Source organism: Actinomadura decatromicini (genome assembly GCF_008121305.1).
GTDB lineage: Bacteria > Actinomycetota > Actinomycetes > Streptosporangiales > Streptosporangiaceae > Spirillospora > Spirillospora syzygii.
This window is the reverse complement of the sequence record NZ_VSRQ01000009.1, coordinates 288,699-313,973: the sequence shown is the minus strand read 5'-3', so window position 1 is coordinate 313,973 and position 25,275 is coordinate 288,699. Positions and strand designations below refer to the sequence as shown.

Genomic DNA, 25,275 nt, shown 5'->3' with positions numbered 1-25,275 from the left:
GGGCCCTCACAGCCGGTCATCGGTTCAGGCGCGCGAACGCCATGCGGACGGCCATCGCCCCCTCCCCCACCGCCGAAGCGACGCGCTTGATCGAACCGCTCCGCACGTCACCGGCGGCCAGCACGCCGGGCAGGCTGGTCTCCAGCGGCAGGGCCTGAGAGCCGCCGGTGAGCACGTATCCCTTGTCATCGAGTGCGACCGTGCTCGGCAACCAGTCGACACAAGGGTCGGCTCCGATGAAGACGAACAATGCGCGCACCTCGAATCGGCGGACCTCACCGGTCCGGTTGTTCTCCGCGAGAACCTCCTCCAGATGATCGTGTCCGTGCACTTCTCGGATCTCCGTGCGCAGGAACACCTCGATCTCGGGGCAGCGCTCGATCCGGTCGATGAGGTAGCGCGACATGTTCTCACCGAGCTCCGCACCACGGACGAAGAGCAGCACGCGTGTGGCGTGCCGGGCCAGGAACATGGCCGCCTGACCTGCCGAGTTACCGCCGCCGACGATGGCCACCGGCGCGCGCCGGCACTGCATCGCCTCAACCTGGGTCGCCGCGAAGTACACCCCGGCGCCGTCGAAGTCGTCCAGGTGCGGGACGTCCAGTCGGCGATACCGGGCACCGGTCGCGATGACGACGGTGCGGGCCGACAGCTCCCCGCCTCCGCCGAGGTCGACGGTGTACCGGCCGTTGCCCGGCCGCAGTCCCGTGACGTCGCCGGGGACGTGGACCTTCGCCCCGAACTTCTCAGCCTGGATGAGCGCCCGATCGGTCAACTCGGCGCCCGAGACGCCGGCGGGGAAACCGAGGTAGTTCTCGATCTTGGATGACGTGCCGGCCTGACCTCCGGTGGCGATGGAATCGACGAGCACCGTGTCCAGGCCCTCCGAGGAGCCGTACACGGCCGCGGCCAACCCGGCCGGGCCCGCGCCGATGACGAGCATGTCGTACGCCGAGGAGGCGGGTGCCGGTGGTGGCAGCCCGAGCAGCCGTGGGAGTTCGTCGTCCCCCGGATTGCGCAGCACCCGCTCCCCGTTCAGAATCACGACTGGTGTCTGCGACGCCGGGACGCCGAGTGCCCTGAGCAGCGATTCGGCGTCCTCATCGTCCTCGACGTCGATCCATCGGTGCGGCAGACGGTTGCGCGCGGCGAAGTCGCGCAGGCGCCGGCAGCGGGGAGAGAAACGCGAGCCGATGATTCGCAGCCCGGCGCCGAGCTCGATGAGCAGGGAGCGGCGGATGAGGAACGCGCGCAGGACGAGGTCACCGAACCAGGGTTCACGGTAGGCCAGCTCGCGCAGCCGCTCGGTCGGCACGGCGATCACCTCGCCAGGCTCGATGACGCGGGCTGTGAGGAACGTGGGCTGACCTACCAGCAGGCCCACCTCGCCGAGGAAGCGTCTCGAACCGTGCACGTGGATGACCTCGCCCTTGTCCAGCATCCCCACCGTGCCGGCCAGGATCAGGAAGAAGTCGTAATCGCGGTCCCCTTCCGAGAAGAGAACATCGCCACGGCGGGTCGGGCGTCGTTCCCCGTATGCCGCGACCAGCCCGATCTGCTCCCAGTCGAGCCGGGGGTAAGCGCCGTACAGATCAAGTGTCTCTTCCAAATGCTTCCTCCACCCGGGTCCTGAGCGGACCAGCATGTACGGCGCCCGCTCTCTGGTCGATCGCCTTCCCGTCACGCATCAGCAGCAACGTGGGAACGGCACGTACGGCGAAGCGCTCCCGCAGCTTCGGCGCCCGGTCTGCCACCCCGATGTGGCGATCCCTTTCGGTCGTGGCCTCGGGGACCGTGACGGTGAGCACGCCGTCGCTGAGGCCCGCGTCGACCCGCTCAGAGTCGATGTCACCGGGCAGGCACACGCGGTACTCGGACCGGCCGGTGCGCCGCTGCCTGCGATGCCGCAGCCCACTACTGTGATCCCTTCGTTGGGCGTTCCCTAAATGGGACGTTGCCCGCCCGGCCGGAGCGGCGCATCCTCAGAGTTGACAGGTCTGGGCGGCTCGGCTTCCGGTCGGCCGACTTCCCGGACGTCGCGGTCCCCGGGATCGAGCCAGCCGTCCACGGCCCTCAGGGCTTCGGCGCTCACCTTCCTTGGGAGTAGAGCGTGCGCACCTTCTCGGGCTGCTCCCCCACCGCTTCGCGGCGAAGGCCGAGGACGTCGGCGGCCTCCTTGTCGAAGTCCTCGTCAGTCGGATTGCTCCTTGGAACGCCCGTCGGGACGGTCCTCGGAATGTTCGAGGACCTGCCGAGCCAGCTCGACGCGCGAACGGACGTCGAGTTTGCGGAAGATCTGCCGCAGGTGGAACGCGACGGTATGGGCGCTGACGAACAGCTGATCGGCGACGCGCTGGTTGGTGAGCCCTTGGGCGACAAGCCCGGAGATGCGCTGCTCGGTCCCGGTGAGGCTCGCCCAGCCGGTCGCCGGCCGGTCGCGCTGTGTCCAGTGCCGGCGGCGTTCCCCCATCCGCCGCAGGCGCCCCCGGATCCGGGCCGCGTCCCGCTCGGAGCCCGCCGAGACGTAGCGGGAGAGGGCCTCGTCGAACCACTGGATCGTCTGACCGCGCGGGCCGTCCAGTCCGCCCAGCAGCATGCCGAGGTCCTCGTAGGCGGAGGCGCACGCCCAGCGGTCGGCGTGATCCGCGGCCGCGTGTCGCAACAGGTCCGGATCGCCGTGCAGCAGCCCTCGGGCGTGCGCGGCGGCGGCGGCCAGGCTGGGCAGCCCCGGGTTCATGTCGGCGAGCCGGACGGCCGCCGCGACGGCCGTCTCGGCCGGTCCGGTCTCACCCGCCGCGACCGCCGTCCGGACCAGCCAGGCCGCCGCGGTCGGATCGCAGATCAGCGCCCGGTTGTGCTCCGCCAGGCCGTCGAGGAGCCGGCTCACCCCGGCCATGGCGGCCCGCGGCCCGTCGCGCGCCTCGGTGACCTGCGCCCGGATCAGCTCGCTTCGCGCCAGGTCGAAGGGGGGAGGTGCGGGCCCGCCCGCGTTCTCTCGGCCGAGGGCGTGCTCGGCCGTCTCGAGATCCCCCGAGCGCAGCGCCGCGACGGACAGCGCGGACCGGGCGGAGGCGCCCAGCAGGTGCGCGCCGACCGCGTCGGCCGCCTCCAGAGCCGCCCTCGCCTCGCGGATCGCCTCCCCCGGGCGCCCCTCGGCGAGCTCGATGCGTGATCGCACGATCGCCGGTCCGGCGGCCCAGCCGTCCCGCCCGATCCCATCGGCCCCGCCGGTCCCCAGCGCCATCGTCCGCCGCGCCTCGTCCAAGAGCCTGACGTCCACCAGCAACGCGGCCAAGACCAGGCCCGGATGGAGCCGGCAATCGCCGTCGTTGGACGCCTGCCGCACGCCGGTCCGCGCGAGGTCGAGCGCGCCGTTCAGCTCGCCCTCGTCCCAGCCGTTCAGCGCGAGGACGGTGAGCGCCCCGGACGCAAGGCCCCGGCCGGGCTCGGCACCCGCCTTGACGATCGCTCTGGCCCGGTCCGGTACGCCTGCGCTCTCGGGCAGCCCGACCTCGGCCTGCAGGAGGGCGAGATCAGCGCGGTCGCGCATCGCGTCAGGCAGATTCGGCATGCCCAGTACCGCCCTGGCCGTGTCGGACGCCCTGGCGGCCTGACCCATCGGCACCAGGACGAAGGACAGCGAGGTCAGCAGTTCGGCGGTGGACGGCCCGGAGGCGCAGTGGTCGAGCGCGGCCTCCGCGAGTTCCGCGGCTCCGATCAGGTCACCGGCGGCGACGAGCGCGCGCATCGCCGTCATCGTGCGCGCGAACCAACGCGGGTCGGCGAGCTCGGTGAGGTCGAGCGCCCGGCGGATCAACTCCGCTGCGACCGCCGGGTGGGTGTCGAGCATCTCCGCGCTCGCCTGGTCCAGGTTCGGGAGGATCTCCGGGACGCCCGGGACCGCCCCCGCCATGAGATGGGACGCCGCGGCCCGCACCCGGCCGCCGTGCTCCAGCAGCGTCCTACCGATCTGGACGTGCAGCGCCTGCCGGACGGGACCGGGAATATTCGCGATGATCGATTCGCGCACCACGTCGTGCCGGAACGCCAGAGCGTCCTCATGCACGGTCAGCAGCCCGGTGGCCAGTATCGCCTCCAGATCCGGCAGCAATTCGGCGGGGGTGAAGCCGAGCAGGTCGGCGGCGACCAGTGGGTGGAACGCGGCCCCCAGCATCGCCGCGACCTCGAGGAGCCGCCGAGCCGCCGGATCCAGATCGTCCAGCTGGTCCTGGACGGCGATGCGGACCCGCTCCGGAAGCCGGGGAGTGACGAGGTGGGCGCGGCCGCGGGAGATCGTCACCCCGCCCTCGTCGCGCAGACCGTTCATCAGCTCGAGAAGCAGCAGTGGATTGCCGCCCGCCCGGTCCGCGAGCACGAGCAGGTCAGGGTCCGGTCGCGCCCCCAGAGCGGCGGTGGCCAGGTCGGAGACCGCCTCACCCGAAAGGGGGCGGAGCTGGACCAGGACCGCGCCGGCCATCCGCAGCCGGAGGAACAGCCGGTCGAGCTCGCCGCCACCGGACCCGGTGCGGCGGGCGAGGATCCAGCGAACGGGAGACGACGCCAGCCAGAGCGGCAGCGTCCGCAGCGCGAGGATCGTAGCGGGGTCGGCCCGTTCGAGGTCGTCCAGCACGACCAGCAGCGAGGTGGTGCGGGCCCGCCGCTCCAGGGCGGCCCGCAGCCGTTCGGCCGACCGGTCCTGTTCCCCGACCGACGGCGGATCCGGGCCGGGCTCGTCGAGCACCGACAGCAACAGCTCCAGAAACGCGGGCCGACGCAACTCGGGGGCCGGGTCGGCGACCACCGCGAAGCCTCCCCTGCCGGCCGTTCTCGTGGCCTCGGCAAGCAGCCTGGTCCGCCCGATGCCGGGCTCCCCCTCGACGAGCATGACCCTCGGGCCGTCGACGCGCGTCAGCAACTCGTCGATGCTCGCCTGTTCCCCTTGGCGACCGAAGGTCGCGCCCCCCGTCGGCGGCCCCCCATCCATACCGGGAACATGCCCCAAATGCCCGGAACGATACGCGAGCGTCAACGCCGCGGGCCCCTTTTTGCCCGTCACAGATCAAGATTCGGCAAAGGCAGGCCAATTGCCGGGGCCCGGTCAAAGCAGCAGTCCGGGTCACAAGAGCAAATCAAAGATCCGCTGGACTCCTTCCCACTGCGTGGTCTGCGGGTTGCGCCGGTCCGGGTACATGATCCTGAAGGCCTGCGACAGCGCGTGGGACAGGCCGCCCGCGATCTCGGGGAGTTTCTCTTCGGTGACGTCGCTGAGCGCGAGGTCCAGCGGTGGGCGCCTGGCCAGCAACTTCAGGATCGGCTCGATCTCGATCTCCTCGTCCAGCCGGCGGAACCGGTGAATGCTCTCCTGGAGGCCCTTCGTGATCGGCAGGTCGAACGGCTCGATGACGTCGCGCCCGTTCGCCTTCGCCTTCGCCTGTCCTATGAGGAGCAGGTCGTACAACTTGGCATCCAGGAACTCGTGGTACCGCCGCAGATCGCTCTTGTCGACGTCCAGCCCGCCGGCCGCTTTGAAGAAGCGCTCGAACCTGCTGATTCCCATCACAGCCATGCAGCCACCTCGCCTGTCGTCTCCTGCACAGAGGGAAGAAGGTCCCTTGCAGCTTTCCCGCTCGCGCGGATCGTCACATCGTCAGGTCTTGTAGGGCCGGTCCGGTGCGACGAGACAGTGCGTCCGGGCCGGTCGGGTGTTCGGCCTGCGTGCCCGCCCGCCGGGCTGCCTCGCGTCCGCGGTGAGTTCACGGACGCACCGCGGTTGGGGCCGACCACAGACCTACACGGTCAGTGGATGTGGCAGATCACCTGGTGACGCAACCTCGATCACGAAGGCGTTGCCATCTTCGGCAGCGGCGCACGCCATCTCACCGCAGTGGCCGGTGAGAACCATCGGAGGGAACCTGATGGCCAAAGCAGTCGGCATAGACCTCGGCACCACCAACTCGGTCATCGCGGTGACCGAAGGCGGTGAGCCCCGGGTCATCCCCAACGCGGAAGGGGCACGGACGACCCCGTCGGTGGTGGCCTTCACCGAACAGGGGGAAAGGCTGGTAGGGCAACTGGCCCGGCGGCAGGCGATCCTGAATCCGAAGGGCACCATCACCTCGGCGAAGCGCTTCATCGGGCGACACTACGACGAGGTCGAGACCGAGAAGGACGCGGTCTCCTTCGACGTGGTCGCCGGTCCCGACGGGACGGCACGCTTCGACGTACACGGCAAGCAGTACGCGCCGGAGGAGATCTCGGCGCTGGTGCTGCGCAAGCTGGTGGACGACGCCGGAAAATCGCTCGGGGAGAAGGTCACCGAGGCGGTCATCACCGTGCCCGCCTACTTCAACGACGCCCAGCGGCACGCCACCAGCGACGCGGGGAAGATCGCCGGGCTTGAGGTCCTGCGCATCATCAACGAGCCCACGGCGGCGGCACTGGCCTACGGCCTCGACAAGAAGACCAACGAGACCGTCCTGGTGTTCGACCTCGGCGGCGGCACGTTCGACGTCAGCCTCCTGAGCATCGGTGATGACGTGGTGGAGGTCCGCGCCACCTCCGGTGACGGCCATCTCGGCGGCGATGACTTCGACCGGCGGATCGTCGATCACCTCGCCGACGAGTTCCAGCGGGAGAACGGGATCGACCTCCGCGCGGACCCCCAGGCCCTGCAGCGACTGTTCGAGGCCGCCGAGAAGGCCAAGGTCGAACTGTCCTCCGTGACCCAGACACAGATCAGCCTGCCGTTCATCACCGCGGACGCAAGCGGCCCGAAACACCTGAACACCTCGCTGATGCGCTCCACGTTCGAGCAGATCACCGCAGACCTGATCGAGCGCTGCGTCGGCCCGGTGGAACGGGCGATGAGCGATGCCAAGGTCGCCGCCGACGACGTCGACGAGGTCATCATGGTCGGCGGGTCCACCCGGATCCCCGCCGTGCAGAGCCTCGTCCGCAGGCTGACCGGCGGCAAGGACCCCAACATGTCGGTCAATCCCGACGAGGTCGTGGCGCTGGGCGCGGCGATCCAGGCCGGCGTCCTCAAGGGCGAGGTCAAGGACGTCCTGCTCCTCGACGTCACGCCCCTGTCGCTCGGCGTGGAGACCATGGGCGGCGTGATGACCAAGATCATCGAGCGGAACACGACCATTCCCGCCCGCCGCACCGAAACGTTCAGTACCGCCGAGGACAACCAGAACGCGGTCGACATCGTGGTCCTGCAGGGTGAACGGGAACGGGCCGCCGACAACCGGGTGCTCGGCCGCTTCCGGCTGGAGAACATCCGGCCCGCGCCGCGCGGCGAGCCGCAGATCGAGGTGACGTTCGACATCGACGCCAACGGCCTCCTCAACGTCTCCGCGCGCGACAAGGACACCGGCGCCGAACAGCGCATCACGATCAGCCAGAGTTCGAACCTCGACGAGAGCGAGGTCGAGCGCATGATCGCCGATGCCGAGCGGAACCGGCAGGAGGACGCCCGGCTGCGCGCGCAGGTCGACGCGCGCAACGAGCTGGACTCGGCCGTCTACCAGGTCGAACACCGGCTCGGCGAACTCGGTGACAGGGTGCCCGTGCATGAGAAGGCGCGGGCCGAGGGGCTGATCGAGGACGCCCGGCAGGCCATCAAGGAGGAGGCGCCGCTGGACCGGCTGCGCACGCTCACCTCCGAACTCCAGCAGATCCTGCACGGCCTGGGAACGACCACCGGAGCGGGCGCGGGCGAGCGTCCCGCTGGGGCCACGACGGAAGGCTCGGACGAGGATGTCATCGACGCCGAATTCACGACGGACTGAGCGGACCGGGCAGTCGGCCGGCGAGGATCGGCCACCCGACCACCCCGAGCAGGGGCCCGAGCGGGAAGGGCCCGCCGAGGCCGCGGGCCGGGATTCCGGCGAGGTCGAACGGCTCAGGGCGCGGGTCGAAGAACTCGAGGACCTGCGGCGGCGCGCACTCGCCGATCTCGACAACCTGCGCAAGCGCATGACGCGCGAAGTGGAGACGCAGCGCCGTGCCCAGCGGGCCGAGGCCACCGCGGCGTGGCTACCGGTTCTCGACGACCTCGAACGCGCTCTCCAGCACGCCGAGTCCGACCCGGCCAGCGTCGTCGAGGGCGTTCGCAGCGTCCGGGACCGGGCCGTGGCGACGTTGCGCGATCTCGGTTACCCGCGTCGCGAAGACCTGGGGGTCCCGTTCGACCCGGCCCGGCACTCGGCGGTCGCCGTGCGCCCCGACCCCGACGTTCCGCCGGGCACCGTGGTCGAAGTGCACCAGCCGGGCTACGGCGACGACGAGAACCAGCTGCGTCCGGCGCTGGTGTCGGTGTCGGCCGAGGCCGGGTGACCGATGACCGTCCAAGATCCGTACGCGGCGCTCGGGGTCTCCCGGGACGCCGACCAGGACGAGATCCAGCGGGCCTACCGCAAGCTCGCCCGTGCCCATCATCCCGACATCAACAAGGACCCCGATGCCGAGGAGACGTTCAAGGACGTCTCCGAGGCTTACGCCATCCTGTCCGATCCGGAGCAGCGCCGTCGCTACGACGCCTTCGGGCCCGACTTCCGGCGGGTTCCGGAGGACGCCGACCCGGACATGTGGGCGCGCTCCCGCGCGGGTGCCGCCGCCGGCCGCACCGGCCCCTACACCACCACGGGCGGCGTCTACACCGGCGGGTCCGGCGAGGACATCGACTTCGAGGAGTTGTTCGGCGGGATCTTCGGTGGCCGTCGGCGGGGCGGTGGCCGCTGGTCCACCTGGTCGCCGTCGCGCGGCGCCGACCAGGAGACCGAGATCGAGATCAGCGTCGAGGAGGCCTACCGAGGGACCAGACGCACCATCACCCTCCAACGTCCAGAAGGCCGGCAGAACCTGGACGTCACCGTTCCCGCCGGTGTGACCGACGGCCAGCGGATCCGGCTGGCCGGGCAGGGCGGGAGCGGCGACACCACCGGAGACCTCTACCTGGTGGTGCGGATCGCCCCCCATCCCCGCTACCGCGTCGAGGGGCGCGACGTGTACACCGACCTGCCGCTCGCTCCGTGGGAGGCCGCCCTCGGCACGACGGTGGGACTGCGGACGCCCGGCGGCGAGGCCAAGGTGAAGGTGCCCCCCGGCACGTCCAGCGGGCGGCGGCTCCGGCTGCGCGGCCGCGGGCTGCCCAATCCCCGCGGCGCACCGGGCGACCTGTTCGCCGAAGTCCGGATCGTGGTGCCGGCCGAGCCGTCCGAAACGGAACGCCGGCTGCTCGAAGAGCTCGCCTCGGCGTCGCCGTTCGATCCGAGGAGATCGTGATGGAACATCTGCTGCCCGGCACGGTCTACGCCATCATCCCGACCCGCCCCCGGCTGATGGACCTCGACGCCTTCGCCGAGGCCGCCGGAATCCATCCCGAGACGGCACGCCGGCTGGTGCGTCTCGGGCTGCTCGACCCCGAACGCGACCGCTCCGGCCGGCTCTGGTTCCCGCCCGCGCAAGTCGCCGCGTACGCACGCCTCGAACGCCTGCGGACGGGGCTTTGCCTCAACTACGCCGCGCTGGGACTCGTGGTCGACCTACTCGACCGCATCGCCGAGCTCGAGCGGGAGCTACGCATCCAACACAACACCGGAGGCCCGACGTGGACCCCAACCGCCTGACCCAGAAATCGCAGGAGGCCCTGCACGACGCCCAGACCAAGGCCCTGCGCTTCGGGCACGTCGAAGTGGACGGCGAGCACCTGCTGCTCGCCCTGCTCGACCAGGCCGACGGACTGGTCCCGCGGCTGATCAAGGAGGCGAAGGCCGATCCGGCGCGATTGCGCGAGGCGCTGGAGGCCGAGTTGGAGCACCGCCCCAGCGTGAGCGGTCCGGGGACCGAGCCGGGCAAGGTGCTGGTGACGCAGCGGCTCTCCCGCCTGCTCGACGCCGCCCAGCAGGAGGCCGAACGGCTGAAGGACGACTATGTCTCCGTGGAGCACCTGGTCATCGCGCTGCTGGAGGAGGGCTCGGCGTCGGCCGCGGGCCGGCTGCTGCACCGCCAGGGCATTACCAGGGACTCCTTCCTGGAGGCCCTCACCCGAATCCGCGGCAATCAGCGAGTGACGTCCGCCATGCCCGAGGTCGCCTACGAGGCGCTGGAGAAGTACGGCCGGGATCTGGTGGCCGACGCCGCGGCAGGCAAACTCGACCCCGTCATCGGCCGGGACACCGAGATCCGTCGAGTCGTCCAGATCCTGTCCCGCAAGTCCAAGAACAATCCGGTGCTGATCGGCGACCCCGGCGTCGGCAAGACCGCCATCGTCGAAGGGCTCGCCCGGCGCATCACCGACGGCGACGTCCCCGAGGGCCTCCGCGACAAGACGATCTTCAATCTGGACGTGGGCTCGCTCGTCGCGGGCGCCAAGTACCGGGGTGAGTTCGAGGAACGCCTCACCGCCGTACTCAACGAGGTCAAGGCGGCCGAGGGCCAGATCCTGCTGTTCGTCGACGAGCTGCACAACGTCGTCGGCGCGGGCGCCACCGAAGGGGCCATGGACGCCGGCAACATGCTCAAGCCGATGCTCGCCCGCGGCGAACTCCACATGATCGGCGCCACGACGGTGGAGGAGTACCGCAAGCACGTCGAGAAGGACGCGGCCCTGGAGCGACGCTTCCAGCCCGTCCTGGTCAACGAGCCCACGGTGGAGGACACCGTCTCCATCCTGCGCGGCCTCCGCGAACGCCTTGAGGTCTTCCACGGCGTGAAGATCCAGGACGCCGCCCTGGTCGCCGCCGTGACGCTCAGCCACCGCTACATCTCCGACCGGTTCCTGCCCGACAAGGCCATCGACCTGGTCGACGAAGCGTGCGCCATGCTGCGCACCGAGATCGACTCCATGCCCGCGCCGCTGGACGAGCTCACCCGCCGCGTCATGCGGCTGGAGATCGAGGAGGCCGCGCTGTCCAAGGAGGAGGACACCGCGAGCAAAGCCCGCCTGGAGAAACTCCGCAAGGAACTGACCGAACTGCGCGCCGAGGCCGACTCCATGCGCGCCCAGTGGGAGGCCGAGCGCCAGGCGCTCCGTAAGGTGCAGACGCTGCGTCAGGAGATCGAACAGGTCCGGCAGGAGGCCGGGCGGGCCGAGCGCGACTACGACCTCGACCACGCCGCGGAACTGCGGCACGGCCGGTTGCCCGAGCTGGAGCGGCGGCTGCGCGCCGAGGAGGAGCGGCTGGCCGCCAAGCAGCACGGCGGCCGGCTACTCCGCGAGGTCGTGACCGAAGAGGAGATCGCGGTGATCGTGTCCCGCTGGACCGGCATCCCGGTGAGCCGTCTCCAGGAGGGCGAGCGGGACAAGCTGCTCAGGCTCGACAAGGTCCTGCACGAGCGCGTGGTCGGGCAGGACGAGGCCGTCCAGCTGGTGTCCGACGCCATCATCCGCGCCCGCTCGGGCATCAAGGACCCGCGCCGCCCCATCGGCTCGTTCGTCTTCCTCGGCCCCACCGGCGTCGGCAAGACCGAACTGGCCCGCACCCTCGCCGCGGCCCTGTTCGACACCGAGGAGAACATGGTCCGCATCGACATGAGCGAATACCAGGAGCGGCACACCGTGAGCCGGCTGGTCGGCGCGCCCCCCGGCTACGTGGGATACGAGGAGGGCGGCCAGCTCACCGAGGCCGTCCGGCGCAAGCCCTACTCGGTCGTGCTGTTCGACGAGATCGAGAAAGCGCACGGCGACGTCTTCAACACGCTGCTCCAGGTGCTCGACGACGGCCGCCTGACCGACGCGCAGGGCCGCACCGTCGACTTCCGCAACACCGTGATCATCATGACGTCCAACATCGGGTCGGAGCACCTGCTGCAGGGCGTCACCTCGGAGGGTGACATCGACGCGGACGCCCGCGACCGGGTGATGGGCGAGTTGCGCCGCCATTTCCGCCCCGAGTTCCTCAACCGGGTCGACGACATAGTCCTGTTCAAGCCGCTCACGCTGCCGCAGATCGAACAGGTGGTGGACCTGATGTTCAACGACCTCCGCGCGCGGCTCGCCGACCGCCGGATGCGCCTGTCGATCGACGAGGACGCCCGGCGACTGATCGCCGAGCAGGGCTTCGACCCAGTGTACGGCGCCCGCCCGCTCCGCCGCTTCATCGCCCGCGAGGTCGAGACCCGCATCGGCCGCGCGCTCATCGCGGGGGACGTCCGGGACGGCGCGACCATCCATATCACCGTCGCGAACGAGCAGCTGAACGTCCGCTACGAGAACCCGGAGTGACGGCCCGATCATGAGGCATGGTGCTTCCCCTGCTGTTCCAGGCGGCTACGTTGACGGATCCCGTACGCGGCTTCACGCACGGCCGACTCGTCCTCCAGCCCCGACCCGAGCGCACCACCGGCCATGCCCATGGACGTGGTGAGCCAGGCTATCGACAGATAGAAGCTCCACTCGGCCCCATGGTCAAGGCTGGACCGCAGCGCATCGCCCGTGAGCACCACAGGCACCAGCACGATCGTTAGGGCGAAAACAGCCATATAAAGGCACAGCACACCGATCAGCAACGTAACCAGAGTAACGGCGTTGTACAGCTTGGCACGCTGGCGATTGATGACGTCGTCAGGACGTTCCCACAACTGATGGTCGATGATGAGCCATGCCAGCAAGGCCACCACCGCCAGGACCGCCAAGACCGCTTGCCGGATCGGCCCGAGCGCATCGGTTATGTTCCAGATGGTGGAGTTGACCACCGCAAACGCCGCAGTGGCCAACACCCCGGCCAGCGCCTTGGACAAGCCGGCGAACAGCCGCCAAGGACGGTTCGCCCGGATCATGCCGGACAGCAGCCGGAGCCTGCCCAGCAGCCCCGGAGTCACGAACCGCTGCTCAGGCTGCTGTCCAGCATCGGCCTGGCGGACGGTGTATTCCCGCGCGAACCTCGGCGGCGTCCCGTCATAGATCAGCGTGATCAGATCCGCCACGCCGCGGCGGGCCCGGCTCGGCCGATGGAACCAGCCAAGTGCGGGAAGCGACAATAAGGCGATCCTCTCGGTCCTGCTCACTTCCGCCAGAATCGGCTGAGTTCTGTAACGACGCGGCAGATCAGTCACGAACACGGCGATGTCGTAGGTTCCACTGGGGAACTGGTCGGCCAGGGCGTCCGCCAGATGCTCTGCCTCCACCTGCTCGTCGGCCGTAAAGGCCCCAGGCTCCGCGTCGGCCTCCCAGTCCACCGTCGTTCGTTTCCGCATGTCGTCGGGTAGGGTCTCGGCGATCTCACGGGCGATCTCCAATGGGAGCCCAGGATCAGCACGCAACACCACCCGCACCACGTCGTCAGCCAACCCACCGCTCCCTCCGCCACGAATAGGGCAGCCCCTACCCGGAGGCGGTAACGGAAACCTCGTACGCGACTACTGGCTCCGGTCCCACCGGCTGGGCCGACACTCCGCCGGGGTTCGCTCCCACCGCCTTGCTACGGGTGAGCATGAGCGGGAGCTTCCTCACCCCTGCCCGATGCCGGCGACCAAACTTATGGCGACCGCCAGTATCCCGGTGCCGAAGGCATACGCCAGCAAGGCATGCCCAAGGGCGGTTCGGCGGATCCGGATGTCGGCGGGTTCACTTTCGGAGACAGCGAACGACATTCCGAGGGTGAAGGCCGATTAGGCGAAATCACTGTAGGAGGGAGGCGCGGTCTGCTTGAAATCGATGCCGCCTTCGTCGTCCTCGCAATAGAGGCGGGCGTATCGAAATGCGAACACGGTATTCACCAGTGCCCAGGACAGGATGACGGCGACGACGGCGAGAATGACCGCCGTCACCGAGCGCGCGCCTTGACGACCTGCGTAACGAATCTGTGCGTCGGCCACGACGGCCAAACTGGCTTACCCACCTCGGCCACCGGCAGTAGGTGGGCGGCTAGGCGGTCCGAGGCCGTCGGGTGGACGAGTTGTGGCTGATCTCGTGGACCGGGCGCGGCGCCTTGGCTGTCGTCCGGCACCGGGAGGGGCGGTTAGGTGGCGATGGCGAACAGTGGTTCGCCGAACTCCACGGCGGTGGCGTTCTCGCAGAGCACCTCGACGATCTCTCCGGACACCTCGGCGGTGACCGGGATCATCAGCTTCATCACCTCGACGATCGCCACCTGCTGCCCGGCCGCGACCGTGTCGCCGACCTGGACGAAGGGTTTCGCGCCGGGCTCGGGAGCGTGGTAGATCATCCCGACCGAGGGCGACCGCAGGACGGTCCGGTCGTCAGCCGGAGCCGCCGGGGCCGCCGCGGCCGGGACGGGCGGCGGGGGCGTTCCGGCGACGGGTCCGGTGGTTTCGCTCCATTCGAGCTCGATCGTGACGCCCGCCGCCCGCAGCCGCAGGACGGTCGGCGGGAAGCGCAGGCCGGCGAGAAGTTCGAGGGTCCCGTCCCTGACCTGCTCCAGGGCGGACAGCGTGTCCCGCACCTCGCCGGTCATCAATAGTTCCCCAGCCCGCCGCAGACGTTCAGGGCCTGCGCGGTCACCGCCGCCGCGCCGTCGCCGACCAGGTAGCTCACCATCGCGGCGACCTCGTGCGGCTCGACGTACCGGCCGATCGGGACCCGGCCGGTGATGCGGCCGAACGCCTCCTGCTCGTCCACGCCCCAGATCGCGGCGTAGTGCTCGCGGACCCGTTCGGCCATGGGCGTCTCGACGAAACCGGGGCACACCGCGTTGACGGTGATCTTGGTGTGCGCGAGCTCCAGGCCGAGCGCCTTGCTGAAGCCGACGACACCGTGCTTGGAGGCCGAGTACGGCGCGGCGTGGATGACACCCTGCTTGCCGCCGGTCGAGGCGATGTTGATGATCCGGCCGGTGCCGCGGGCGAGCATCCCACCGGCGTTGAGGACGCTCTTGGTGACCAGGAAGACGCTGGTCAGGTTGGTCTCGATCACGTCGGTCCAGAGCTCGTCGGTGATCTGCGCGGTCGCTCCGCCACCGGGCCGTCCGGCGTTGTTGACCAGGACGTCGATCGGGCCGAACCTCGCCACCGCGGCGGCGACGAGGGCCTGGACCTGGGCGGAGTCGCGGACGTCGCAGACCGCGCCGTCCGCCTCGCGGCCCTCGGCCTGGAGTGCCTTCACCGTGGCGGCGACGGATTCCTCGGTCCGGGCGCAGATGAAGACGCTCGCCCCCTCCTCGCCGAGGCGCCGGGCGATCTCCAGGCCCATCCCGCTGGTGCCCCCCGTGACCAACGCTACCCGGTGAACCTTTTCCGCCATGGCTGCTCCTTCGGTATGGCCTGGGAAGAACTGATCGGTGTGAAAACAGCGTGCGCGGCCCACCTCGAACGGGCCTCGAAATTGTCTTGGATTCCACTCGGTCGAGGTCTGGTCAAGGCTCCATCGAGACGGCCGGGGCACCTTGGAGCCAACGACTAACGGAGGCATCCATGAGCTCGACTCCGGCACTTGCCGAACTTTATGCAGAGGTTCAGCTCTTCTACGCACGGCAAATGCAGGGCCTCGACTCGGGAAAACTCGAAGCCTATGCGGACACCTTCACCGAGGATGCCGAATTCAGTCACACGCCGGGCCGCGAGCCCGCCCGGACCAGGGCCGGGATCCTTGCCGACCTGGAGGACTTCCACAAGCGCTTCGAGGACGACCCGCTGCGCCGCCGGCACTGGTTCAACATGATCGACATCGATCCCCAGCCGGACGGCACGATCATCTCGGTCTGCTATGCGCTCGTCGTGAAAATCCGTCCCGGGAAGGCTCCGGAGATCGCGGCGAGTTGCGTCGTGCACGACGTCCTCACCCGGGCCGGCGGCGAACTCCTCAACAAGTCCCGCCGGGTCGAATACGACCCCGCCCTCTGAGGAACCCAACGAGCGAAAAGGAAACACTGTGCTGTTCATCGCATCATCAGGAATTCTCCGATGACGCGCCGAGTGGTCATCACGGGCTTCGGTGTGCGGGCACCCGGCGGCTCGGGCGCCGCCGCCTTCTGGGACCTGCTGACCTCGGGACGTACCGCGACCCGCCGCATCAGCTTCTTCGACCCGTCGCCGTACCGGTCGCAGATCGCCGCGGAGGCCGACTTCGACGCGGCGGCCGAGGGCCTGACGCCTCGGGAGATCCGCCGCATGGACCGGGCCGCGCAGTTCGCGGTGGTCTGCGCCCGCGAGGCGGTGGCCGACAGCGGCCTGGACGTCGGCGCCCTCGACCCGCACCGGGTCGGGGTCAGCCTCGGCAGCGCGGTGGCCGCCGCGTCCAGCCTGGAGCAGGAGTACCTGGTACTGTCCGACGCCGGTCGCCAGTGGGAGGTGGACCCGGGCTTCCTGTCCGCCCACATGTTCGACTACCTCGTCCCGAGCGTGATGCCGGCCGAGGTCGCCTGGACGGTCGGCGCCGAGGGTCCGGTCGCGATGGTCTCGAACGGCTGCACCTCCGGGCTCGACTCGGTCGGGCACGCCGTCCAGCTGATCCACGAGGGCAGCGCCGACGTCATGCTCGCGGGCGCCGCCGACACCCCCATCACGCCGATCGTGGTGGCCTGCTTCGACGCCATCAAGGCCACCACGCCCCGCAACGACGACCCGGAGCACGCGTCCCGTCCCTTCGACGGCTCGCGCAATGGCTTCGTGCTGGCGGAGGGCGCGGCGATGTTCGTGCTGGAGGAGTACGAGTCGGCCCGGCGGCGGGGCGCGCGCGTCTACGCCGAGATCGCCGGGTACGCGACCCGGTGCAACGCGTACCACATGACCGGGCTGAAGACCGACGGCAGGGAGATGGCCGAGGCGATCCGGGTCGCCATGGCGCAGGCCAGGACCGACGCCGACGCGGTGGATTACATCAACGCCCACGGGTCCGGGACCAAGCAGAACGACCGGCACGAGACGGCCGCCTTCAAACGCAGCCTGGGCGAGACCGCCAGGAAGGTCCCGGTCAGTTCGATCAAGTCGATGGTCGGCCACTCCCTCGGGGCGATCGGCTCGATCGAGATCGCCGCCTCGATGCTGGCCATAGAGCACAACGTCGTCCCGCCGACGGCCAACCTGCACCGGGCCGACCCCGAGTGCGACCTGGACTACGTGCCCCTGGTCGCGCGGGAGAAGCGGGTCGACACCGTGCTGACCGTGGGCAGCGGCTTCGGCGGCTTCCAGAGCGCGATGGTCCTGCGATCACCCGAAGCGGGGGCCGCATGAGCGTGCGCACGCTGGTCACCGGGCTCGGGGTGGTCGCCCCGAACGGCCTCGGCGTCGAGCAGTACTGGGAGGCGGTCCTGGAGGGCAGGTCCGGGATCGCGCCGCTGACGCGGTTCGACGTCTCCGCGTACCCGGCGACGCTGGCCGGGCAGGTCCAGGACCTCCTCGTCGAGGACCACCTCCCGAGCCGGCTGCTCCCGCAGACCGACGTCTCCACGCGGTTCGCCCTGATCGCCGCCGAATGGGCGCTGGGCGACGCCAAGGTGGACCCGTCCACGATGACCGACTACGGGATGGGCGTGGTCACCGCCAACGCCTGCGGCGGGTTCGAGTTCACCCACCGGGAGTTCCGCAAGCTGTGGACGCAGGGCTCCAAGTCGGTCAGCGTCTACGAGTCGTTCGCCTGGTTCTACGCCGTGAACACCGGCCAGATCTCCATCCGGCACGGCATGCGCGGGCCGAGCAGCGCCCTCGTCGCCGAGCAGGCCGGCGGGCTGGACGCGATCGGCCACGCCTGCCGGACCATCCGGCGGGGAACCCCGCTCATGGTGACCGGGGGCGTCGACTCGGCCTTCGACCCGTGGGGATGGGCGTCCCAGATCGCCAGCGGCGGGGTGAGCCGGTCGACGGACCCGCACGGCGCCTATCTGCCGTTCGACCGCGCGGCCTCCGGTTACGTGCCCGGCGAGGGCGGCGCGCTCCTCGTGCTGGAGGACGCCGAGCTCGCCATGGCGCGCGGCCTGCCCGAGGTCTACGGCGAGATCTGCGGATACGCCTCCACCTTCGACCCTCCCCCGGACTCGGACCGCCCGCCCGGGCTGCGGCGGGCCGCCGAACTAGCGCTGTCGGACGCCGGGCTCGCACCGGACGACGTGGACGTGGTCTTCGCCGACGCCGCGGGCCGGCCCGACCTGGACCGCGCCGAGGCCGAGGCGATCCGCGGGCTCTTCGGCGCGCGCGGCGTCCCGGTCACCGCGCCGAAGACGCTGACCGGCCGGCTCTACTCCGGCGGCGGCCCGCTCGACGTGGTGACCGCGCTGCGGACGCTGACCGAGGGCGTGATCCCGCCGACCCACGGCCCGTCCGACATCCCCCGGGAGTACGGCCTGGACCTCGTCGTGGACGAGCCCCGCGAGGGCCGTCCCGACACCGCCCTGATCCTCGCGCGCGGCCGCTGGGGGTTCAACGCGGCCGTCGTCGTCCGCCGCTTCACCGGCTGACGCCGCTTCACCCGCCGATTCACCCGCCGCCTCACCAGACGCTTCACCGACCAAGGAGCCATCCCATGAGCAAGACCATCAGCCTCGACGACCTGCGCCGCCTCCTCGTCCAGTGCGCGGGCGAGGCGACCGACGTCGACCTGACCGGAGACATCATCGACACCGACTTCGAGGAGATCGGCTACGACTCGCTCGCCCTGATGGAGACCGGGGCCCGGCTGGAGTCGGTGTACGGCGTGGTGATCCCCGACGACGACATCGCCGAGCTGAAGACGCCCCGCGCGCTCCTCGACCGGGTCAACCAGACGCTGGTCGAGGCGTCGTGAGCGAGCATCGGACGCTGCACACCCGCGACGTCGCGGCGCCGCCGGAGGCCGTGTACGGGCTGATCGAGGACGTCGGCCGGTGGCCGGTGATCTTCGAGCCGACCGTCCGCGTCCGGTACCTGCAGCGCGCCGCCGCGACCGAGCGCTTCCAGCTCTGGGCGACGGTGGGCGGCGAGGTGAAGACCTGGACGTCCAGGCGGACGCACGACAAGGCCGCGCGGCGGATCGAGTTCCGGCAGGAGCGCAGCCAGCCGCCGATCGCCTCGATGGGCGGGGCGTGGGAGTTCCGGCCGCTGGACGGCGGCGGCTGCCGCGTCCTGCTCCACCACGACTTCACCGCGACCGACGAGCGCGCCGTCGACGGGCTGATCGAGGCGGTGAACGCCAACAGCGAGCGGGAGCTCGCGGCGGCGGCCCGGGTGGCGGAGCTGGGCCGCCCGCCGGAGGAGCTGATCTTCACCTTCGAGGACGAGGTCCTGCTCCCCGGCACGGCCGCCGACGTCTTCACCTTCATCGACCGCGCCGACCTCTGGCCGGACCGGCTGCCCCACGTGAGCCGGGTCGACCTGACGGAGACCGTCCGCGGGATCCAGGACATGGAGATGGAGACCGTCACCTCCGACGGCGGCGCCCACACCACCCGCTCGATCCGGCTCTGCTTCCCGGACGAGCTGATCGTCTACAAGCAGCTCGTCCCCCCGGCCCTGCTCATCGGCCACAGCGGGGCCTGGGAGTTGACCGAGCGGGACGGCGGCACCGCCGTCGTCGCCCGGCACATGGTCGCCGTCCAGCCTGCGGCCGTCGCGAAGGTCCTCGGGCCCGGCAAGGACCTCGCGGACGCGCGGGAGTTCCTCCGCGACGCCCTCGGCACGAACAGCCGGACCACGCTCGCCCACGCCGGGGAGTACGCGAGGGCCAGGCGGAAGGGTGCCCTGCAGTGATCGTCGAGGTGGCCGACAGGGTCTTCGGGTACGTCCAGGAACCCGGCGGCTGGTGCGTCAGCAACGCCGGCCTGGTCGCCGGGCCCGACGGCATGCTGGTCATCGACACCCTGGCGACGGAGAGCCGGGCGGGCCGGCTCCGCGAGGCCGTCGACCGGCGCGCGACCGGCCCCGGGCGGACGATCGTCAACACCCACAGCCACGGCGACCACACCTTCGGCAACCATCGCTACGGCCGCGGCGCGACGATCGTCGCGCACGCCGGGGCCCGCGCCGAGATGGCCGAGACCGGCACCGCCCTGACCGGTCTCTGGCCCGAGGTGGAGTGGGGCGACGTCCGGGTGACCCTGCCCACGGTGACCTTCGAGGACCGGCTGACGCTGCACCTCGGGGAACGCCGGGTGGAGCTGCTCTCCGTCGCCCCGGCGCACACCGGGCACGACGTCGTGGTGTGGCTGCCGGAGGAGCGGGTGCTCTTCGCCGGGGACGTGGTCATGTCCGGGGCGACGCCGTTCTGCCTGTTCGGATCGGTGCCGGGCACGCTCGCCGCCATCGAGCGGCTGCGCGCGCTCGACCCCGTGACGGTCGTCTGCGGGCACGGGCCGATCGCCGGGCCCGAGGTGTTCGACGCCAACGCCGCGTATCTGCGGTGGGTCCAGCGGCTGGCGGCCGATGGCAGGGACGCCGGGCTCACCCCTCTGGAGGTCGCGACCAAGGCCGACCTCGGGGCGTACGCGGGCCTGCTCGACGCCGAACGGCTCGTGGGCAACCTGCACCGCGCCTACGCCGAGGCCGACGGCGACACCGGCAGCGGCAGCGGCACCGGCGCCCCCGGGCGGCTGGACCTCACCGAGATCTTCAACGAGATGGTCGCCTACAACGGCGGCCGTCCCCTCACCTGCCTGGCCTGAAAGGAGGCACGACACCCATGGCCGCCGAACCCGACGCCTTCCGTGAGGCGATGGCCCGCTTTCCCGCAGGCGTCACGATCGTGACGACCCACGACCAGGACGGCACGTCGTACGGCTTCACGGCGAGCTCGGTCACCTCGGTGTCGATGTCGCCGCCGCTGATCCTGGTCTGCCTGGCGCGGACGGCCAACTCCTTCCCGATGTTCGCGAGGACCGAGCACTTCGCGGTCAGCATGCTCCGTCCGCACCACGCCGAGCTGGCGATGCACTTCGCCGGGAAGCATCCGGACAAGTTCGCCCGCGGCGGCTTCACCAGGACCGGGACCGGCTCGACCGTGGTCGAGACGGCCCTCGCCACCGTCGAGTGCTCGGTGTACGGCCGGTTCGACGCGGGCGACCACGTCGTCCTCGTCGGCCAGGTCGAGCACCTTCACGTCCCCGACGGACCCACCGAACCGGCGATCTACGTCGGCCGCGAGTTCGCCACGCTGTGCACCGGCCGGGGCACCTGCCTGAACCGGTGACCCGACCGAGTACGAGGAGAGATCACGATGCTGGACCAGCACGTCCCGAGGGTGTCCAGGACCGCGGCCGGCGCGGCCGCCGTGGCGGCGCGGTGCGTGGCGGACGCGGAGGGCTCCCGCCGGCTCGCCCCCGACGTCGTGGGCGCACTGATCGACGCGGGCTTCGCCCGCCACTTCGTCCCGGCGGTGTTCGGCGGGACGCAGGGCGGCTTCGCCGAGCTGACCGGCTCGGTCGCCACGGTCGGCGAGGCATGCGCGGCGAGCGCCTGGTGCGCCTCGCTGCTGGCCTACCTGCCGCGCTTCGCGGCCTACCTCCCGCTGGACGGCCAGCGGGAGATCTGGGCGGGCGGACCGGACGCGGTCGTGGTCGGCTCGCCGTCGCCGTTCGGGACGGCGCGCGCCGTCTCCGGGGGCTGGCGGCTGTCCGGGAGCTGGCCGTACGTCAGCGGCGTCGACTACGCGGACTGGTCCCTGGTCTGCGCGACGGTCCCGGACGCGGCTCCGAGGATCTTCGCGCTCCCCCGGCGGGACTACACGGTCGCCGAGTCCTGGTTCAACGTCGGCATGCAGGCCACCGGCAGCAACACGGTCGTGGTGGACGACGCCTTCGTCCCGGGCGCGCGCTCGTTCCCCCGCGAGGAGCTGTTCGACGGAAAGGCCGTCGCCGCCGAGGGCGACTGCCACCAGGTCCCGCTCCACACGGTGAACGGGCTGTCGTTCGCCGCTCCGATCCTGGGCGCGGCTCGCGGGGCGCTCGCCGCCTGGACGGGCTACATCGCCGGGAAGCTCGCCCGTTCCCGTCCCGGAGCGCCCGGCCCGAGCCGCACCTCCTTCGACATGGCCCTCGCGCAGGCGTCCGGGGAGATCGACTCCGCCGCGCTGCTGCTGGACCGCGCGGGCGCCGTCGCCGACGCCCGCGCGGCCCTCACCCCGGAGCTGACCGCGCGCAACCTGCGCGACTGCGCGATCGCCGTCCGGACGCTGGTGCACGCGGTCGACCTGCTCTTCGACCTGGCCGGGACGAGCGGCCAGTCGACCAGCAGCCCCGTACAGCGCTTCTGGCGGGACGTCCACTCCGCCGCCAGCCATGTCGCGCTCCAGTTCGAGCCCGCCGCCAACGCCTATGCCGCCACCGTGTTCGGCGACGAGGAGGCGCGGCCGTGACCGGGGACTCCGACTGGGTGCTCTGCTCGAACTGCGGATACCCGCTGTACGGGAAACGCGTCAGCCGCAACCTCAACGTCTGCCCCGAATGCGACGCGCACCGTCCGCTCACCGCCGACGAGCGGCTGCGGCAACTCGCCGACGACGGCGAGTACGAACCGCTGCCGGTGCCGGTCACGCTGTCCGATCCGCTGGACTTCGCGGACACCGTCCCCTACGCGTCGCGGCTGGCCGACGCGCGGCGCCGCACGGGCATGGCGGACGGGGTGCTCTGCGCGCGGGCCGCCGTCGAGGGAAGCCCGGTGATCCTCGCGGTGATGGACTTCCGCTTCATGGGCGGCAGCCTCGGCTGCGCCGTCGGCGAGGCGATCACGGCGGCCATGGAGACGGCGCTCGACGAGCTGACCCCGTTGATCCTGGTGACCGCCTCGGGCGGCGCGCGGATGCAGGAGGGCGCGCTGTCGCTCATGCAGATGGCCAAGACGAGCGCGGCGCTCCTGGCGCTCGACGAGGCCGGCGTCCTGACGGTCTCGCTGATCGCCGACCCGACCTACGGCGGCGTCGCGGCGTCCTTCGCCACGCTCACGGACGTGATCGTGGCCGAGCCGGGCGCGCGGCTCGGCTTCGCCGGGCGCCGGGTGATCGAGCAGACCATCCGGCAGACGCTCCCGGCGGAGTTCCAGACCGCGGAGTTCCTGCTGGAGCGCGGCTTCATCGACATGATCGTCCCGCGCTCGCGGCTCAGGGCCGAGCTGGGCCGGCTGCTCCGGGCGGGCGGCGGGAGCGAACCGCCGGCGCCGCCCGCGACGGCGCCGCTGGTGAAGGACCCGGGCGTGCTGCCGGAGCCGGACTCGTGGCGGCAGGTCAGGCTGGCCCGCGATCTCGGCCGGCCCACCACGCTCGACTATCTGACCATGGCCTTCGAGGGCTTCCAGGAACTGCACGGCGACCGGGTCTCCGGCGAGTGCCCGGCCGTCGTGGGTGGGACGGCCCGGCTCGACGGCCGTCCGGTCATGGTGATCGGCCAGCAGAAGGGCCGCACTCCCGCCCAGCTCCAGGCCCGCAACTACGGCATGCCCACGCCCGCCGGGTACCGGAAGGCCGCGCGGCTGATGCGGCTCGCCGACAAGCTCGGGATCCCGGTCGTCACCCTCGTCGACACGCCGGGCGCCTACCCGGGCGCCGACGCCGAGGAGCAGGGCCAGTCGGTGGCCATCGCCGAGAACCTCCGCCTGATGGCCGGGCTCAGGGTGCCGGTGGTGAGCGTCGTCATCGGCGAGGGCGGCAGCGGCGGGGCCCTCGCCCTGGCCGTCGCGAACCGGGTGCTGATGTTCGCCAACGGCGTCTACTCGGTGATCAGTCCGGAGGGCTGCGCCTCCATCGTGTGGAAGGACGCCGCGTCCGCGCCCAGGGCGGCCGAGGCCCTGCGGGTGAACTCGCGGGACCTGCTCCTGCTCGGGGTCGTGGACGGCGTGATCCCCGAGCCCGGGGAGAGCACGAAGGCCGACCCGCTGCGGGCGGCCGACCTGCTCCGGGACGCGCTCGGCCAGGCGCTCCACGAGCTCGACGGGCTCAGCGGCCGGGAGCTCGCCGCCGACCGGCGGCTCCGGTTCCGCCGGTTCGGCTCGGCGGAGCTGGTCAGGGCCGGGTTCGGCGGCTTCGGCGACCGGATCGGGTGAGCGCGTGTTCGCGAAGATCCTCATCGCCAACCGGGGTGAGATCGCGCTCCGGGTCGCCCGGACCTGCCGGGAGATGGGCATCCCGACCGTCGCCGTGCACTCCGAGGCCGACCGCGACTCGGCCGTGGTCGGGTTCGCGGACGAGAGCGTCCAGATCGGGCCCGGGCCGCCGCAGCGCAGCTACCTGAACGCGGCCGCGGTCCTGCAGGCCGCCCAGCAGACGGGCGCGGAGGCCGTCCACCCGGGCTACGGCTTCCTGTCGGAGTCCCCGGACTTCGCCGACGCCTGCGAGTCCCTCGGCATCACGCTGATCGGCCCGCCCGCCTCGGTGATGGCCGTGCTCGGCGACAAGACCTCGGCCCGCGCCCTCATGGGGAAGGCCGGCCTGCCGCTGCTGCCGGGCAGCCTCGACCCGCTCGACGCCGCGTCCGCCAGGGAGCTGGTCGCGGAGATCGGGTTCCCGGTCATCGTCAAGGCGGCCGCCGGAGGAGGCGGCCGGGGGATGTCGGTGGTCCGCGACCCGGCCCGCTTCGACGAGGAGTTCCGGCGCACGCAGGCGACGGCGCAGCTCCTCTTCGGCGACGGGACCGTGTACGTCGAGCGGTACCTGGAGAACGCCCGGCACGTCGAGATCCAAGTGCTCTGCGACGGGCGGGGAAACGCGGTCCATCTGGGTGAGCGCGATTGCAGTGTGCAGCGCAGGCACCAGAAGCTCATCGAGGAGACGCCCGCGCCGAGGCTCCCCGGCGGGCTCGCCGAGCGGATCGGCCGGTCGGCGGTGGAGGGCGCGCTGGCCGCGGGGTACTCCGGGGCGGGAACCTTCGAGTTCCTGGTCGGACCGGACGGCGGGTACTACTTCATGGAGGTCAACTGCCGGATCCAGGTGGAGCATCCCGTCACCGAGATGGCGACGGGGATCGACCTGGTCCAGCGGCAGATCCGGATCGCCGGCGGCGAGCCGCTCGGCCTCGTCCAGGACGACGTGGCCCCGCGCGGAGCGGCGATCGAGTGCCGGATCAACGCCGAGAACCCGGCGCGCGGGTTCGTCCCCACGCCCGGCCCGGTCACCCAGTTCGTCCCGCCCGGAGGGCCTTTCGTGCGTGTCGACACCCACGTCCACTCCGGGTATGTCGTTCCGCCGAACTACGACTCCCTGCTGGCTAAGCTCGTCGTCTGGGCGCCTGGAAGAGACGAGGCGATCCAGCGGATGAAGCGGTCTCTGACGGAGTTCCGGGTCTCCGGTCCCACGCTTCACACGACCCGGGACTTTCTGCTCTCCATGCTCGACCATCCGCGATTCCGGAATGCCGAGCATTCCACTTCATTCGTCGATGAACTGGTCCAAACGACCACTGAGCAGCAGGCAGGAGACTGACC

The 25,275-nt window shown here is 71.0% G+C and carries 21 protein-coding genes and 2 pseudogenes; 15 read left to right on the top strand and 8 right to left on the bottom strand.

The window, feature by feature from the left end:
* Positions 1–16 precede the first annotated feature (16 nt).
* From FXF68_RS35925 to FXF68_RS35910, 4 genes and pseudogenes are all read right to left on the bottom strand, one after another.
* The gene (locus FXF68_RS35925) at positions 17–1,645 is read right to left on the bottom strand and encodes an FAD-dependent oxidoreductase (RefSeq protein WP_148767288.1); all 1,629 of its coding nucleotides are present in this window, start codon (positions 1,643–1,645) and stop codon (positions 17–19) included.
* A pseudogene (locus FXF68_RS44850) lies at positions 1,593–1,913 on the bottom strand (Hsp20 family protein); the annotation flags it as partial. The gene FXF68_RS35925 and the pseudogene FXF68_RS44850, both read right to left, overlap by 53 nt.
* A gap of 278 nt (positions 1,914–2,191) precedes the next feature.
* Positions 2,192–4,984: a LuxR C-terminal-related transcriptional regulator gene (locus FXF68_RS35915; protein WP_148767287.1), complete on the bottom strand. Its 2,793-nt coding sequence runs from the start codon at positions 4,982–4,984 to the stop codon at positions 2,192–2,194.
* Positions 4,985–5,116: 132 nt separating this feature from the next.
* A complete protein-coding gene (locus FXF68_RS35910) occupies positions 5,117–5,566 on the bottom strand; it encodes a DUF1931 family protein (RefSeq protein WP_148767286.1) in 450 nt (149 codons plus the stop codon).
* A gap of 349 nt (positions 5,567–5,915) precedes the next feature.
* Here FXF68_RS35910 and dnaK point away from each other — a divergent pair, with 349 nt between their 5' ends.
* From dnaK to clpB, 5 genes are read left to right on the top strand one after another with little or no spacing between them, the layout of a single operon-like run.
* Positions 5,916–7,793, top strand: a complete 1,878-nt coding sequence (gene dnaK / locus FXF68_RS35905) for a molecular chaperone DnaK (protein WP_148767285.1) — start codon at positions 5,916–5,918, stop codon at positions 7,791–7,793.
* Positions 7,762–8,340, top strand: coding sequence for a nucleotide exchange factor GrpE (locus FXF68_RS35900; protein WP_148767284.1), 579 nt, complete (start codon positions 7,762–7,764; stop codon positions 8,338–8,340). Before dnaK ends, FXF68_RS35900 begins: the two co-directional genes overlap by 32 nt.
* A 3-nt stretch (positions 8,341–8,343) precedes the next feature.
* Complete coding sequence (locus FXF68_RS35895) at positions 8,344–9,288, top strand: DnaJ C-terminal domain-containing protein (RefSeq protein WP_148767283.1); 945 nt, start codon at positions 8,344–8,346, stop codon at positions 9,286–9,288.
* Positions 9,288–9,632 (top strand): chaperone modulator CbpM, encoded by a 345-nt coding sequence (locus FXF68_RS35890; protein WP_148767282.1) that lies wholly within the window; start codon positions 9,288–9,290, stop codon positions 9,630–9,632. The genes FXF68_RS35895 and FXF68_RS35890 overlap by 1 nt, the downstream gene beginning before the upstream one ends.
* Complete coding sequence (gene clpB / locus FXF68_RS35885; protein WP_148767281.1) at positions 9,614–12,229, top strand: ATP-dependent chaperone ClpB; 2,616 nt, start codon at positions 9,614–9,616, stop codon at positions 12,227–12,229. Before FXF68_RS35890 ends, clpB begins: the two co-directional genes overlap by 19 nt.
* A gap of 8 nt (positions 12,230–12,237) precedes the next feature.
* On the opposite strand, the gene FXF68_RS35880 is transcribed toward clpB, so the two are convergent.
* The 4 genes and pseudogenes from FXF68_RS35880 to FXF68_RS35865 form a co-directional block, all read right to left on the bottom strand.
* Positions 12,238–13,293, bottom strand: coding sequence for a hypothetical protein (locus FXF68_RS35880; protein ID WP_148767280.1), 1,056 nt, complete (start codon positions 13,291–13,293; stop codon positions 12,238–12,240).
* Positions 13,294–13,452: 159 nt separating this feature from the next.
* Positions 13,453–13,821 (bottom strand): annotated as a pseudogene (locus tag FXF68_RS44255) (DUF1345 domain-containing protein).
* A 143-nt stretch (positions 13,822–13,964) separates the two neighbouring features.
* Positions 13,965–14,420, bottom strand: coding sequence for an acetyl-CoA carboxylase biotin carboxyl carrier protein (locus FXF68_RS35870; RefSeq protein WP_148767279.1), 456 nt, complete (start codon positions 14,418–14,420; stop codon positions 13,965–13,967).
* Positions 14,420–15,205 (bottom strand): SDR family NAD(P)-dependent oxidoreductase, encoded by a 786-nt coding sequence (locus tag FXF68_RS35865; RefSeq protein WP_148767278.1) that lies wholly within the window; start codon positions 15,203–15,205, stop codon positions 14,420–14,422. The genes FXF68_RS35870 and FXF68_RS35865 overlap by 1 nt, the downstream gene beginning before the upstream one ends.
* Before the next feature lie 170 nt (positions 15,206–15,375).
* Between FXF68_RS35865 and FXF68_RS35860 the strand changes: the two genes are divergently transcribed.
* From FXF68_RS35860 to FXF68_RS35815, 10 genes are all read left to right on the top strand, one after another.
* Positions 15,376–15,804 (top strand): nuclear transport factor 2 family protein, encoded by a 429-nt coding sequence (locus FXF68_RS35860; RefSeq protein WP_148767277.1) that lies wholly within the window; start codon positions 15,376–15,378, stop codon positions 15,802–15,804.
* Between the two features lie 60 nt (positions 15,805–15,864).
* Entirely contained in the window at positions 15,865–17,133 is a 1,269-nt protein-coding gene (locus tag FXF68_RS35855) for a beta-ketoacyl-[acyl-carrier-protein] synthase family protein (RefSeq protein ID WP_148767276.1), read from the top strand.
* Positions 17,130–18,353, top strand: a complete 1,224-nt coding sequence (locus tag FXF68_RS35850) for a ketosynthase chain-length factor (protein ID WP_148767275.1) — start codon at positions 17,130–17,132, stop codon at positions 18,351–18,353. The genes FXF68_RS35855 and FXF68_RS35850 overlap by 4 nt, the downstream gene beginning before the upstream one ends.
* A gap of 65 nt (positions 18,354–18,418) precedes the next feature.
* Positions 18,419–18,679, top strand: coding sequence for an acyl carrier protein (locus FXF68_RS35845; protein WP_148767274.1), 261 nt, complete (start codon positions 18,419–18,421; stop codon positions 18,677–18,679).
* Complete coding sequence (locus FXF68_RS35840) at positions 18,676–19,620, top strand: aromatase/cyclase (protein WP_148767273.1); 945 nt, start codon at positions 18,676–18,678, stop codon at positions 19,618–19,620. The genes FXF68_RS35845 and FXF68_RS35840 overlap by 4 nt, the downstream gene beginning before the upstream one ends.
* Positions 19,617–20,531: an MBL fold metallo-hydrolase gene (locus FXF68_RS35835; protein WP_342787226.1), complete on the top strand. Its 915-nt coding sequence runs from the start codon at positions 19,617–19,619 to the stop codon at positions 20,529–20,531. Before FXF68_RS35840 ends, FXF68_RS35835 begins: the two co-directional genes overlap by 4 nt.
* A 17-nt stretch (positions 20,532–20,548) precedes the next feature.
* Positions 20,549–21,055, top strand: coding sequence for a flavin reductase family protein (locus FXF68_RS35830; protein ID WP_148767272.1), 507 nt, complete (start codon positions 20,549–20,551; stop codon positions 21,053–21,055).
* A gap of 27 nt (positions 21,056–21,082) precedes the next feature.
* Complete coding sequence (locus tag FXF68_RS35825) at positions 21,083–22,219, top strand: acyl-CoA dehydrogenase family protein (protein WP_148767271.1); 1,137 nt, start codon at positions 21,083–21,085, stop codon at positions 22,217–22,219.
* On the top strand, positions 22,216–23,898 hold the full coding sequence (gene accA / locus FXF68_RS35820; protein ID WP_148767270.1) for an acetyl-CoA carboxylase carboxyl transferase subunit alpha: 1,683 nt from the start codon (positions 22,216–22,218) through the stop codon (positions 23,896–23,898). The genes FXF68_RS35825 and accA overlap by 4 nt, the downstream gene beginning before the upstream one ends.
* Positions 23,899–23,902: 4 nt before the next feature.
* Positions 23,903–25,273, top strand: a complete 1,371-nt coding sequence (locus FXF68_RS35815) for an acetyl-CoA carboxylase biotin carboxylase subunit (RefSeq protein ID WP_148767269.1) — start codon at positions 23,903–23,905, stop codon at positions 25,271–25,273.
* Positions 25,274–25,275: the final 2 nt, after the last annotated feature.